Raw genomic sequence first — 13869 nt, 5'->3', positions numbered from 1 at the left:
GCGGAAATAGGTAAAAAACAACTGATCTAGGATCAGTTGCTTTACACATGGACCTATAGGAACGTTCTTTTCATAAATGCCAAACTTGCCGCAAACTCCGTCTCTGGATCATGAACGGTGCACTCCGCGGAAATCCTTCCTTCGTAGCCGGAAACCTTCAATGCAGCGACAAATTGATCATACGGGTACTGCCCTGTCCCAGGAGACAACCGTCCAGTATCAGCGATATGAATATGCTGTAACCATTCTTTGTTTTCGATAAGCGTCTGAATCTGATCCAGCTCTTCATCCATATGATAGAAATCCGCTAGAACCCGAATAGAGGGATGATTCACCTGTTTGGCAAACATAACCGCTTCAGAAACGGTGTTCACGATGTTGGATTCCTTTTGATTCAAAGGCTCAATGGCCAAAGTCACTCCAGTACCCTGGAACGCATCACCCATCAGAGAAAGAAGCTGAAGAAGCTGCTCCTCTGCACGATTTCGTTCCCAGCCATCTGGTATATGACGTGCTTTCCCACTACCGAGAACGACTGTTGCGGCACCAATCTTATGTAAGGCATTTGCAGCTTTGTGGACGTAACGTCGAATTCGTTCTTCATCTGCTTCAGGACCAATAACCCTTAAATCCCCAGGAAAAAAGATGCTGAACACCTGCACCGGGAGAGGACTATTCATGTATAGTGGAAGCTTAGCGGAATAATCCGCTTCGTCCTCTAAATTTAATGAAACGAGCGCGCATTCGATATAGTCAAAGCCCAGTCGTTGAAGTCTTTCCGCCTCCTGAATTCCACTGCACCATCCAAAAGTGTTCATGAACATTCCTCCCTTACTAACTGTTCTACTTTTCTAATATAACAAAATTACCCAATGAATAGGATCGTGAATTTATCCAATGGCTTGTCTAATTTGTATAAATCGTTGAATTTAACTAAAAAGAAGAGCTGCCATTTACGGCAGCCCTTCTTACATTCAACAAACTCAATTATGTATACAATTTATTGTGCATTCGGATCCGCTTGTGAAATGCCCGCTCCGCAAAGCCCATTCTACACATCGAATAATTGAAACTTGTCTGTTGAATTTTATCGCATAAATCCCACAAATTATCTAGGAGTCGTACTTCCACATTTCGTTTGATGAGCTCACCGAATAAATCAGTAATTTCAAATTGATTGAAGGGAACTTGAGATTTCCCGCTCACATAATACCCCGCACTAGGATCTTGAGGATAAAAATCAGAAGCATCAAACTCATACACATATAACGTTGTATTCTTCATAATTTCAAACCATTTATGCTCAATAGCCACGACATGATGCATGGAATTCGAAGAAATAAACTTATTCCGATCTTCCTCTGCGGTTGCTTCGTTACAATGATACGTCACTCTCGGGCAATTCCGCGGCGTTAGGAAATTGGGCAAGCATCTCTCGTTGATCGCCCAAACTAACGCTTTCTCTGGGTCCAAATCTTTTCTTGTGGGGATTCTAGGGTTGAAAATGGGAATGTCCTTTTCTTCGCTTACGTGAAATAACTTCACTTTTGCTCCCCCTTAAAATATCAACTAAGCTAACTTCTCCGCCGCATCAACCGTATGTTTGAGCAAAGTCGCTATTGTGACAGGGCCAACACCTGCTGGAACAGGCGTAATCGCTGATGCTTTCTCCTGACAAGACTCATAATCAACATCCCCAATGTTTCCTTCATTGTACCCAGCATCCACAACGATGGCACCTGGTTTAATCCATTCACCTTTCACAAATTTCGGTTTACCAACAGCTGCTACTACAATGTCACCTAACCGTACCATTTCTTCTAAATTCGTAGTCTTCGAATGACAAATGGTAACAGTTGCATTCCGATTTAATAACATGATGGAAACCGGCTTTCCAAGGATTGGGCTTCTTCCTATCACTACAGCATGTTTCCCTTCAATTGAAATCCTATAAGAGTCCAGTATGGAAATAATCGCCGCCGGCGTACAGGAAGGAAAATCAGCTAAGCCGAAAGCATTTTGAGCAAATCCCAGCGTAGTTACGCCATCTACATCTTTTTCAATACGAATGGCTTCGAATGCTGCTCTTTCATCAATATGATCAGGCACAGGGTGTTGTAGCAAAATCCCATGTACACTGGAGTCAGCATTCAATTTATTTATCTCGGCAACCAATTCATCCGTCGATGTATGTTTAGGAAGCTCAACACGAATTGATCGGATACCCAATCGCTTACACTGGTTCCCTTTCATCCTCACATAAGTAGCTGATGAAGGATCATCACCAACTAGAATAGTCGCTAAGCAAGGGATAATTCCTTTTTGGGATATTTGAAAAATTCTACCCAGCAATGCCTCTTTCATGTCGCTTGCAACTCGATTACCATCCAAGATTAATGTTTCCGCAGACATATCCCATCATCCCTCTCAAGTTAGGAGTAAACATAAAGAGGTAAGGGGATTTCCCCTTACCTCTGCCCAGGCGTACGGCCGTTATCCATGTGCTTCCTCATGGTTCCTCATGCTCCGCCAGTCACACACAGTGTATTCATATTTGTATCATAGCAACGTATTCCATAATTTTCAATATATTTTAATGAGCAACTCTACAAATTTGCCGGAGACATAAAGAACGAATGCCATACATTTGTCATGAAAACATCCAGCACAACGAAGTAACACATCTCCAATCCAACATTGCGTTCGGTGAGCCCTTTTCTCCACAGTCTGGTGAACAAATATGAAATCAATGCGAAAATAATGAGTAGAATCAAGTTAACCCATACCGATTGTAGAATTTCTGGCATTACCTGAAGCGCGATAGCCTTACGGAAATCTCCGATGAATAGCGCCTTTACGATGAGATACATCGCAAGCGATATACCGAAGTGCCTTCTTGCGTGCTCGTCATAATGATACTGCCAGAAAACACTGATGACAACTAAATAAAGGCCTGGCAATACGATCCATTTTAGACTTATCAGTGAAGTGAGTAATCCGATCCCCCAAAACAGCGGCAGATTCCCTGCAGCTTTTTGCAAATCATTTGCACTAATTTTATTCACTCGTTCTAAATAGGGGAGCTGATCTGTTGCGTAGTAAACACGGAACGATTCAGCGTTCATGGCATCCAGCCAGATGGCTAAGGAACTACTGTTGTTCGAGACAAAGTTCGGATATGAAGCGAAACCACCGAATTGAGTAATCCTAGTAGAGTCCATCATTTTCCCATCCTTAAAGCCAATCTTGTAAACCTCTTGACTGGTTTGTCGCCGATTTTTCTCATAAACGGATGACACCACAAGTGTTACGTCACCAGATGATGCTTTCGTAAACGTAGGATGTAAAATAGTATCGGAATCCATTCCCTTCAAGACAGGAATATTAAGCATTTCTTCTTGTACCTTGTCTGGTTGATTTGAAACAAACGTAAACATGTGCAAGTTACTTTTACCCGATTTGCGTGAGCTGGTGGTATATACGGATATTAACGATGAATCCTGTACACTGAGCGCCATATCATCCAAACTACTTGATACAAAATCCAAGTCTTTTAGCTTGCTCTGCACAAGCGGCTTCCATGTGGCAGTCGCTAGCTGCGCGTAGTGAAAGGATTCATTGCCTTCCTTACTGACTGCATAAACAAGGGAAAGGTTGCCTGTTGCATCACTTACAGCTTTTAACTGCTTCAAGTTAGCTATTTCAAGTTTGGACCAATTTAGCTTCTCAGTAGGAAGAAAGGTTCCTATGAAGAGTGAAGATTCATTGTAGGCGAGCAGCACGTTCTCCCCTTGGGATCCAATGACTGTTTGAACATCCGTGATGTCATTTTCATTCAGCACATTCTTTGGAGACCATGAACCATTCTTCCACTCACTGGCGTATAGCTTATTGCCTTCTCCGATCCAGATGACATGGTCCTTATCTATCAACCGATAAGAATGGAATGATTCCGTTACCGGTAAAGGACGTGTTTCAGAGGTATATTGCCCTTCACTATAAATCGTAACATAGGCAAATGTTTGTCCAGAACGATAAACAAAACTGCTATCACCAACCATGTGAACAGGTTCCCCATAAGTTGCTAACTGAGGTAATTCTGTTGCACGGCCGAAAGGTTCTGGGTATGGCTTCACCGTTTCATTAGCCAACATGCATGTTTGAATCAAACCAATAACTATTAAAATTAGTACAAATGGCACATACGTTGCTAACTTCCATCTTGCTCGTTTCACTTTATAAATAACCTCCAAAGCTTGCTTTCTGCCTCATGAAAAAATAAGATCATGTTCCTTACGTTAATTTTCCATCGTTCAATAAACGTTCAACCCAATGATAACATTAATTCAATTGTTCATCACGAATACATTCAGATCGATGCTCAAACATGATTTTAACATGATCGTTCTCTTCGGAAATTATCTTAAGATAATCTTCGATTGGTGCCCAGCCGTCACGCGGATCAAGCTCTGGTAAAACAGGATGACGATTATTAGTGATAACCTCTTTTACTTGTACATTACTCAGATGAATCGAATAGGCGAATTGTGCGAAATCCCTCTTACATTTGGACTCATCTCAACACCCATATTGACCTATCATGAAACGGATTCATCAATGACAGCTCCTGATTATTCTTCAATTTCAAAAATAGAATCTACAATGATCGGCAGGTTGTCACGAACGGAAACTGCCCCGAAGACGGATCTAGCATGCATCCCCTTTTCACCGAAAACATCCAACATGACATCCGAACATCCATTCAACACCTTGTGATGCTCCTCAAACTCAGGAATTGCGTTAACAAAACCTTGCAGCTTAACAACTCTTTTGACATGATCCAAAGATCCTAGGGCAGACTGTAGGACAGCAAGAATCTCTATACCAGCTTGTCTAGCGAATTGATATCCTTCTTCAGTTGAGTAATCTTTTCCTAATTTCCCTTTGGGACTGCCCGAAGGACCTTTTACTGGATCACTAGCCTGTGGGAGAACGATCCCTAGTCTTTCTAATCTTTGTGCAATGGTTTGTTCTATCATGTTTAGTCCCCCTAGAATTATAAATATTAATAAATTATTGGATCGATACATTCACAGCCCAGAAGTCAAACTTTTTATTTGATATTCGCCATCTGTCTCTTGAATCGTAACATGAAGTTCACAGTTTCTGATCCAACCATCCTCGGTCCGTTCACCGCCGCCTGTCAAAATGAACTCCATGGAAGCTGGTAATGTGTCGTAGGTCACAATAAAGTAGGTATCCTTCTCGTTTTTAATCATTTGCATATCATCATGAATATTGAAATTCAAGATTCTCCTGTCTAGGGATACCGATGATATCTCTTCTTTTTCCAAGTTCTCAGCAAATAGCTTCTTTACGGTCGGCATTAATTCGTCTGCTTGCTGAAGGCTCACTACATCATTCGAACTTTTAATAATAACTGTAGTGCAACCTCCCGCACAAGTAACACACACGAGTAAAGCTAGAGTTTTCAACCACTTCATAGCATCGCCTCATCGAATGAATTAGTGTGTAGGTTATATACAACAATTCCAGGTCTTTTCTCGACCCAGATTTTAACAATTCATTATTTAAGACGATGTTAACATAGATAAGTTGCAAAGTATTTCAATTATTTACAAGAATTCATGGCCTTCTGTAAAATCACGGGCCCCAACTTCCCCGTTGTCGTATTTGAAAGTCGGACCTCCATAGTACTATTCGATAAATCAGCTGTTATATCGTCAATCCTCCCCGCCCAACTCGGACCGCCTTCCTCAGGGGTTGGATACAATTTGAAGCGCCAACTAATCTCGTTAGGAATAAAAGTAAAGCCTTCATATCCATCATAGTCTCCCCATGTAGATGGCTCAGGCAAGTGATTCGCATGCATACTTATACTCGTACGAGGAAAGCTTGGCGTTAACTTTACTTTGTAGACGAGGGCTGCTCCTTTGGCATTTGCATTGGTCGTATGTACAGGTTCAAGAATAGCACTACACGGCATTGAAACGTCGGCTTTGCCTTGCTCTGGACGTAGAAGGACGCTCCCCAACATCACAATAACCACAATTATTTGCTTCATATGAATCCCTCCAAAAATGCATTGTGGTTATTTTTCCCAAATACCAGATTCCTATGATGTATGGTTAAAAAGCCACCTCGCGGCGGCTAAACAAAGTAAACCAGCATCTATCTTTGGATAACTTGTTCACGTCTTGGTCCAACCGAAACCGTTGAAATCTTCACGCCGATGGTGGATTCCACAAAATCGATGTAGGTCTTAGCCGCTTCTTGCTCCTCAAAACACGTATTTTCTTGGAAACCCTGATCTTACCTGATTGAATATGGTAAATTCAAGCGAACAGGTACATCTTCCGGGAAATTTGTGAGCATCAAATGGAACTCATACGTATTTAGTTTAAAACATAAATGTCCTTCTTCGTTCCACGCATGAGGTAAGCCTTTCGTATCTAACATGGATTTAACCTGATCCATGTACGTATTCCGACTTACCCCAAAAGTGACTTTCATGGAGGGTTGCAAAGCTGTCATGGCAATAGGAATCCACTTACGCTTCTTCGAAGGAATCACGGCGTGCGCGGTTCCTCCGATCGCAAAACAAAAGTTATCCGACACTTTATCCAGTTTGAAATTGAAGAGATCAACCAACCATTCTCTAAATCCAACAACATGATCCACAGGAAAACCGATTTCTCGCAGATATAAGATTCTCAGATCACCACTCGGCGTTAGGATACCTTCTTTAACATAAGGATGAGCAATCATTTCCAATAAATTCCCATCTCCGTCACGGAAGTACACATTCTTCCCAGTTGCGAAGTGGTCAATGAGACGGCCGTCCGGCCATTTTAATAAGGTAACGCCTGCTTTTTGAAGCTCGCTCACGACATCATCAAATTCAGAATATGGAACTTCAAATGCAAAATGCGCTGGGCGCAAAGCTTCTTCCGTTTCGCAAAATGACAAGGTACAGTATTCCGTCAGCTGGAAGCTAATCTGATTCTCGGTTTCAGAAATAAGTGGGAAGCGTAACTGATCCTGATAAAATTGTTTCACGCCTTGCATGGATAATGTAGGTAATTGTAAATGAGCAAAATGCGTAATCATAGGTTAGCCACACCTTTCTGAAGTTTCTAACATGTCATTAGACTTAGTATACATTTTTGTTTAGAAAGTTCCCATCCTCATTTATTAAAATAAATTTATATCCAAATGACACTCCCCGAATATTCCGATGTTACGCTTAAGTTAAATTGGAACTTCAGGAGGGATTCCTATGCGTCTCGCGTTGTTTACCGACACTTTTGTTCCTCAAATGAACGGTGTAGCACTCACGCTTGGGCGGTTAACGGATTATTTGCATCGACGTAGCGTCGAGCATCTCGTTTTTTCACCCAAAAGCACATCCGATACCCATTATTCCGATCCTATTCGTCCCATTACCAGCATCCCGTTTTTTCTATATCCCGAGTGCCGTCTAGCCTTACCCAACCTCGCTTCGATCCGTACGGAGCTCGATCGCTTTCGGCCAGATTTGCTCCATCTGGCGACCCCTTTTAATCTTGGCTTATGTGGCCTTCACTACGCTCGCAAGCATCGCATTCCACATGTGGCCTCCTATCATACTCACTTTGATCGTTATCTGGCTTATTATCGGATGAAACCTGCTGTGCCACTATATTGGAGCTATATGAAATGGTTTCATCAATCCTGCGATGCTACCTTTGCCCCATCGCGCGATACCATTCAAACTCTACAAGAACAAGGATTGGATCGCATGATGCTCTGGTCGCGAGGTGTAGATTGTTCCTTATATACACCGGAAAAGAAAAGTAACCATGTTCGTGAACGTTACGGCATTACTGCCCCTTACCTTTTCCTATACGTTGGCCGAATTGCCCCTGAAAAAGATATAGATACCCTAACCGCTATCATGAAATTATTGCCTGATTCCGTGAAAGTTCGTGTTCACTGGCTTATCGTAGGTGACGGACCGCAGCATCATGAACTGCGCGAGCAAGCACCTGATAATGTGACGTTTGCAGGCTATAAACAGGGCGAAGAGCTTGCCCAGATTTATGCTTCCGCTGACCTCTTCGTATTTCCTTCCAGTACCGAGACGTTTGGAAATGTCGTTCAAGAGGCTATGGCATCCGGACTCCCGGTTATTGCTGCCAATAGCGGCGGCGTGCGAGAAATGGTGCTGCCCGGAGAAACTGGCATTTTATGTACACCCCGCCAACCTCAATCGTTTATTCGCGAAATTTGCACGTTGGTGGATGACGTAAATCGAATGGCAAGCTTCCGTATAGAAGCCAGAAATTTTGCGCTCGGGCGTTCGTGGGACGCCATTTTTGATCAATTGCTTCATGATTATGAGCAAATTATTGATTTTCGCCGCATCGGGAAGAAATCTGGATTCTACTCGGCTTAAAGGAGGATTACGCATGCGATTAACGATCATCGGAACTGGGTATGTCGGTTTAGTAGCTGCTGCTTGCTTTGCAAAGTTGGGTCACATGGTTACAGCTGTCGATCGTGAACAAATCATACGAGACTTACAAATAAATAAATTGAGCGTTTGGGAGCCAGGACTGGATGAATTGGTTTTCGCATACAGAAGTGAAGGGAAATTACTTTTTGAAACAGACATCATAAGAGCATCAGCGGGAGCTGACGCTCTTTTGATTGCCGTTGGAACCCCAACACACATGGATGGTCATACGGATTTGAGCCAAGTTGAACATGTCCTAGCTCAATTCAAGGCGGCTGAAGTCTGTCCACCACTTGTGATTGTGAAAAGTACCGTTCCCGTGGGCACCTGTGATGAGATTGAAGCCAGTCTACTCGACGCGGGAATACGAACAGAAGTTGCTTTTAACCCCGAATTCTTAAGACAAGGGAGTGCCATTACCGATTTTATGTTTCCCGATCGCATAGTCTTTGGTTGCCGTTCGCATCAGGCAGAGTCAGCGCTTCGTCAATTGTACAATGGGATCAATGCCCCTATTCAAGTTTGTGATCGGCGCAGTGCGGAGCTTATTAAATACGCTTCCAATGCTTTCCTTGCGATGAAAATTTCATTTGCAAATATGATGTCTGATGTATGTGAAGGGTATGACGCGGATATTCGGGAGGTTATGAAAGGCGTGGGTTCGGATCGACGCATCGGGTCTCACTTTTTACAAGCAGGTGTGGGGTATGGCGGATCTTGCTTTTCAAAAGATTTACAATCACTACTGACTTCTGGTAGAGCCATCGGTCGCTCACTTCCTTTACTTGAAGCCACAGCTCAAATCAATGAAGAACGAATACCGCAGATGATGGATAAGCTTATTTCGCTATGGGGCAACCAGCGTGGTAAGCGATTAGCCGTGCTTGGCATTTCATTCAAACCGAATACGAATGATCTACGGGATGCGCCCTTTCTCTCATTAGTACAGTTATGTCAACTCTATGGCATTGAAGTTCAAGCGTATGATCCTGTGATTCAGCATGTTGCGCTGGATGGTGTTTTTCTGACGACTTCCGCATACGAAGCATCTGCTTCTGCTGATGCGATCATCATTATGACAGAATGGCCGCAGTTTGCTGAACTGAATTGGGTTTACCTAGTTCAGCAAATGCGCCTGCCTATCCTACTGGACGGTCGAAATGTATTATCCGATGATGTGATCTCAGAGTTAATGGGTGTGCAAGGTGTTACCTACGTACCAATGGGGCGAGTTGTGGAATATGCTATGGAACAGAATAACAGTTCTATTCCTCTCCCCGTTCCTCATTACCATTCATGGTTTAACCAAATCGTTAGCACAAGCGCTAGCACCACATATTCGGGTAAACTGTGTCGCTCCAGGAGCAGTCTCGACCCGATGGTGGATTGGAAGAGAAGATCAGATGCAGAAACTAGCTCCAAACCTGCTGCTACGACAAATCTCAACCCCTGAAGACATCGCACAAATGATATGCGCAGCCCTGGAACAAGAGTCCATGACCGGACAAATCATCACCGTTGATAGTGGACAGACGATGTAAATCTTTTGATATTTGATAGGGTTAGCGAACTGAAAAGTAGTCGAAATAAAAACAACGCTCTTCGTCATTAAGACGGAGAACGTTGTTTGGTGTATATGTAATCAACTGGAAATTGAAGCAAACTGATCAATCTGTTTCTTGACTTCTACCCAATTCGACGCTCGATACACACATTCGTTTGTAATGCTCACATTGTAGGGCTGTTCATACAGAATGACGGGTTTTTGAGCAGCAGCGAACTCATCGGCATAATGTGGACCATCATCAATAAGTATATCTATCCCTAAACGAATGCACTCATGCAGCTTATTTTCAACTAAGGAAATTTGATGATACGGAATCTTATGCTTTTCAAGCCAATCTATGGTGACGTTTTGAAAATATAAGGGTCTTGCCGTAATAATCGTGATCTGATTTTGCTTATACAATTGTTGTAATATCTCTACAGCCATGGGAAATGGGACCGAATTCCAATGAATATCATGTCCATAACTTTGATAGACTTCATCTCGTTTTGCTACATCCCATCCATAAAGCTTATACAAATAAAAATCGTTGACATCCTTATGTGATAGTTCCAACCCCGATACTTGATTATAATAATGTAAATAAGATGAAGTAGCATCAAGTACCGTGTTGTCTAAATCAATACCAATATGCATTCCGTAACATCTCCAATGTTTTTATTTAATCGTTTACGTGCTGTGCTGACCGGATTTCAAGCAATATTTTCCGAGCTACTTCTTCTGGCTCAGTCAGATTTCCCACTTCTTATTGATATGTAAAATAGGTCGATAACTCGAAATCAGTTTCCCGTGCTGTTTGTTGCATGCCCGTATTCATCATTCCTGGATCTATTGAAAGCACCCGAACAGGATTCATTTCCTTCGCTTGCTCAAGATCCACACATTGTGTAAACATATTCAGTGCGGCTTTCGTTGAGCAATACATGCTCATACTACTTGCGGGGTATTGCCCCGAACCAGAAGAGATGTTCACAATTGTTCGTTTGGCCTTCCATTCCTTTGTTTCTTTAATAAAACAAGATGTAAGAATAATTGGCGCTGTCAGATTTAGTTGAATTGACGTAACAATGTCGTCTTGCGTACATGCTTGAATGTTTTTAATTGGAGAGACCGTAGCCGCATTGTTAATTAGGGTAAATGTTTCAACCTTTGACGAATCTATTGATTCCATAATCTCTTGAAAGATCACCTGTATGGAATCCACCTGTGCGAGATCTGCTGAAATGAAATGATATAGATAACCTGAATCATCTACAGTCTGTTGAATATCCTTATACTTCGTCCGCGATAAACAAAAGACTTGATTATCCTCTGACAACAGCTCACGTAATAATTCTGCCCCAAGCCCACTAGAGGCTCCCGTAATGATGTAGACATGCTTGCTCATTCAAGGCACCTCCCGATTCATTTCGAATAGCTACAACCTATTCAATTTTCTCAATCGCCATTTTACAAATCAAAGCACACTTCTTAGACAACGTTTCCGTATTCGTATCCCAATTGTCCCACGTATCGCTGACCAAACTATCACTGATGAAGCCCAGCCAAATCGACTTTACGCCACAAATTTCAGCAGCAGCATATAAGGCAGAAGTCTCCAAATTAACAATCTGAGCTCCTCTTGCTTGATAGCTGCGTATAAGGTCTTTTGTTTCCCTATAGAGCGCATCCACATTGGCAACAAGGACTTCTTTCATGGGCATCTCACATACGGCACTGACCTCCTGGATGATGTGCAGCAGATCCTGATCACAGTGCACTTCTTCCCTATCGGGCAAATAAGTTCGACTTGTTCCATCCGTTAAGTAAGATTGGGTCCCCACGATAAGTTCACCTTTATGCACACCCCGATCAATCGAGCCTGCCGCTCCATACCCAATGATGTAGGCTACGCCTATGTGAGACAATTCTTCCACAAGAATAGCAGCTTGTGGACCTCCCCAGCTTAACCTTGTAATGATGCCTATCTTCTTACCATCCATTTCAGCCTCAAAAACTTGCTTATGCGTCTCATTGGCATCTATCCCGTAAAAAACCTTGTAACCATAAACAGGCTTGGCATCCAAGGTTTGGACCATAATTTCACAGCCTAGAAAATCCCTAAAACACAAAATAACTACTTGCCAATCTGGCTTCGGCCCCTTCTGAAATCTGTTGACCATTACAGCCCCAGGGGTTAAATACCTGTTCTGTATTTCAGACACCGCGTACACCTCCCTCCGATTTGACAACTTCTTAGCTAACCAATTCGTTGAGGTAGGATCATTTCCTTTTTTATCCAAATGAAAAAGACCACCACGAGCACCCGCGGCAGCCTTGTTAGATACTAATTTTAAAAACCGTAATCTCCGGAGAACAAGCCACTCGAATCGGAATTCGCGAGGTTCCTAATCCACGATTGATATACAAATGTCTTCGCCTATCTAATCGTCTGAGCCCGACATGATAGTTCTTATATGCACCAATCGTGTGTCCGAGCAGCCTAACTTGGCCTCCATGAGTATGTCCTGCGAGCAGTAAGTCATACGGCAGTTGGTTATGCAGATCTGATTTAATCAGACCCGGGGAATGCGCAAGCAGAATGACATAATCATATTTGTGAATTTCATCCAACCTAACAGTCAGACGTTCATAACCACTAATCGAGTTATCAAAACCATAGATCAACCACTGTTTCTCACCCATCACGATCGGGTATTCACAATTGGATAAGACTACCATATTCGACGCCTGAATAGTCCTTATAAGTGCATCATATTCTTGCTCCGAATACGTCTGTATTTGGGATTCCACTATTCCTTTACGCTCATGATTACCCGGCACAAAAAATTGATGAGGGCAAACTATTTTACGAATTTCCTCTAGAACCTTATTCAGTTGAGTCTTGCTTGTGGCCAAGTCACCCGTGATCATCACAAGATCAGGTTTGACGTTATTCACCAATTTACTCAGAGAACCATTGATGAAACGGGTTTGCCCATGCAGATCCGATATCTGAACAACGGTGAAACTCTTCTTAACTGGATCGCCGAGGTGAATATGTTCATATTTGACCCATAAGGTACTATAAGCAAGAAATAGTGCTCCGAGCACGAGTATTGCTAGTACAATGGTTATCACCATATCACGATAACAACCTCCCCCTCAATGATTCGCTTACACGTTTCAACGCTAGAATATACAAACAAATGTAGAGCAAAACTGCTAATGTGCAGGCTTTTATGCCGGATAACCAACTGGACTTTGCATACATGCAAATATACATCTTTTTCACATCATTATCCAATTTCATGGAGGAATCGTAATAAGTAAATAAAAAAACCGCGCTAAGCGCGGTTCACATAATAAGCGATTATTTGTTTTCGTCTTCGTCTAGTTTCCCTTGCAATAATTGCTGTAACCGCGCCACATTATCGTTCCAGAACTTCCCATAGAAAGCTACCCAATCTTGGATTTCCTTCAGCGGAGCAGGCTGAAGTCGATAACGTGTTTCTCGGCCAACTTTACGATCGGATACAAGACCAGCCTCTCTCAGGATCATCAAATGCTTAGAAACCGCCGTTCGCCCCATTTCGAAATGAAGCGTGATCTCGTGGAGAGGCAATTCCTCTACTTCGGCTAAAAGTTGAAGGAGCTTGCGCCGAGTTGGATCGGCTACAGCATCATAGACATCTCGTATTGGTGGACTCTTCTCGTTCAAAATAACCTCTCCCGACTCTTCATACTTAAATGGGACACCTAATGGAGTCTTATCATTATGCGTTGCAACGAGGTACCGTGTCAA

14 protein-coding genes, 3 pseudogenes and 1 riboswitch are annotated in these 13869 nt (G+C 42.6%); of the genes and pseudogenes, 3 read left to right on the top strand and 14 right to left on the bottom strand.

Annotated elements, in window-relative coordinates:
• Positions 1–53: 53 nt before the first annotated feature.
• The 9 genes and pseudogenes from AC58P7_RS19145 to AC58P7_RS19105 all read right to left on the bottom strand — a co-directional run bounded on the left by AC58P7_RS19145 (position 54) and on the right by AC58P7_RS19105 (position 7131).
• Positions 54–818, bottom strand: coding sequence for a sugar phosphate isomerase/epimerase family protein (locus AC58P7_RS19145; RefSeq protein WP_497345609.1), 765 nt, complete (start codon positions 816–818; stop codon positions 54–56).
• 169 nt (positions 819–987) lie between these two features.
• Positions 988–1545, bottom strand: coding sequence for a DUF6886 family protein (locus AC58P7_RS19140; RefSeq protein WP_497345607.1), 558 nt, complete (start codon positions 1543–1545; stop codon positions 988–990).
• A gap of 24 nt (positions 1546–1569) precedes the next feature.
• On the bottom strand, positions 1570–2412 hold the full coding sequence (locus tag AC58P7_RS19135) for a bifunctional 5,10-methylenetetrahydrofolate dehydrogenase/5,10-methenyltetrahydrofolate cyclohydrolase (protein WP_497345605.1): 843 nt from the start codon (positions 2410–2412) through the stop codon (positions 1570–1572).
• Between the two features lie 57 nt (positions 2413–2469).
• A riboswitch (ZMP/ZTP riboswitch) is annotated at positions 2470–2547 on the bottom strand.
• A 59-nt stretch (positions 2548–2606) separates the two neighbouring features.
• On the bottom strand, positions 2607–4235 hold the full coding sequence (locus AC58P7_RS19130; RefSeq protein ID WP_497345603.1) for a hypothetical protein: 1629 nt from the start codon (positions 4233–4235) through the stop codon (positions 2607–2609).
• A 396-nt stretch (positions 4236–4631) separates the two neighbouring features.
• Positions 4632–5039, bottom strand: coding sequence for a RidA family protein (locus AC58P7_RS19125; RefSeq protein ID WP_497345601.1), 408 nt, complete (start codon positions 5037–5039; stop codon positions 4632–4634).
• A gap of 51 nt (positions 5040–5090) precedes the next feature.
• Entirely contained in the window at positions 5091–5504 is a 414-nt protein-coding gene (locus AC58P7_RS19120; RefSeq protein ID WP_497345599.1) for a hypothetical protein, read from the bottom strand.
• A 128-nt stretch (positions 5505–5632) separates the two neighbouring features.
• Positions 5633–6085, bottom strand: a complete 453-nt coding sequence (locus AC58P7_RS19115; protein WP_497345597.1) for a YoqH family protein — start codon at positions 6083–6085, stop codon at positions 5633–5635.
• Between the two features lie 107 nt (positions 6086–6192).
• Positions 6193–6285: pseudogene (locus tag AC58P7_RS19110) on the bottom strand (hypothetical protein); the annotation flags it as partial.
• Positions 6286–6333: 48 nt separating this feature from the next.
• Positions 6334–7131: a VOC family protein gene (locus tag AC58P7_RS19105; protein WP_497345595.1), complete on the bottom strand. Its 798-nt coding sequence runs from the start codon at positions 7129–7131 to the stop codon at positions 6334–6336.
• 169 nt (positions 7132–7300) lie between these two features.
• Here AC58P7_RS19105 and AC58P7_RS19100 point away from each other — a divergent pair, with 169 nt between their 5' ends.
• The 3 genes and pseudogenes from AC58P7_RS19100 to AC58P7_RS19090 form a co-directional block, all read left to right on the top strand.
• Positions 7301–8458: a glycosyltransferase family 4 protein gene (locus AC58P7_RS19100; RefSeq protein ID WP_497345593.1), complete on the top strand. Its 1158-nt coding sequence runs from the start codon at positions 7301–7303 to the stop codon at positions 8456–8458.
• Positions 8394–9677, top strand: a pseudogene (locus tag AC58P7_RS19095) (UDP-glucose dehydrogenase family protein); the annotation flags it as partial. The gene AC58P7_RS19100 and the pseudogene AC58P7_RS19095, both read left to right, overlap by 65 nt.
• 133 nt (positions 9678–9810) lie before the next feature.
• Positions 9811–10059: pseudogene (locus tag AC58P7_RS19090) on the top strand (SDR family oxidoreductase); the annotation flags it as partial.
• Between the two features lie 101 nt (positions 10060–10160).
• Here AC58P7_RS19090 and AC58P7_RS19085 read toward each other — a convergent pair.
• The 5 genes from AC58P7_RS19085 to AC58P7_RS19065 all read right to left on the bottom strand — a co-directional run bounded on the left by AC58P7_RS19085 (position 10161) and on the right by AC58P7_RS19065 (position 13785).
• Positions 10161–10721, bottom strand: coding sequence for a 5' nucleotidase, NT5C type (locus AC58P7_RS19085; protein ID WP_497345591.1), 561 nt, complete (start codon positions 10719–10721; stop codon positions 10161–10163).
• A gap of 109 nt (positions 10722–10830) precedes the next feature.
• On the bottom strand, positions 10831–11472 hold the full coding sequence (locus tag AC58P7_RS19080) for an SDR family NAD(P)-dependent oxidoreductase (protein WP_497345589.1): 642 nt from the start codon (positions 11470–11472) through the stop codon (positions 10831–10833).
• Positions 11473–11509: 37 nt separating this feature from the next.
• Complete coding sequence (locus AC58P7_RS19075; RefSeq protein WP_497345587.1) at positions 11510–12289, bottom strand: phosphorylase family protein; 780 nt, start codon at positions 12287–12289, stop codon at positions 11510–11512.
• Positions 12290–12404: 115 nt separating this feature from the next.
• Positions 12405–13208 (bottom strand): metallophosphoesterase, encoded by an 804-nt coding sequence (locus tag AC58P7_RS19070; protein WP_497345585.1) that lies wholly within the window; start codon positions 13206–13208, stop codon positions 12405–12407.
• 229 nt (positions 13209–13437) lie between these two features.
• The gene (locus tag AC58P7_RS19065) at positions 13438–13785 is read right to left on the bottom strand and encodes an ArsR/SmtB family transcription factor (protein ID WP_497345756.1); all 348 of its coding nucleotides are present in this window, start codon (positions 13783–13785) and stop codon (positions 13438–13440) included.
• Between the last annotated feature and the right edge of the window lie 84 nt (positions 13786–13869).

It is taken from the genome of Paenibacillus sp. J22FR5, assembly GCF_059691975.1.
This window is presented reverse-complemented; position numbering and strand designations above follow the sequence as displayed.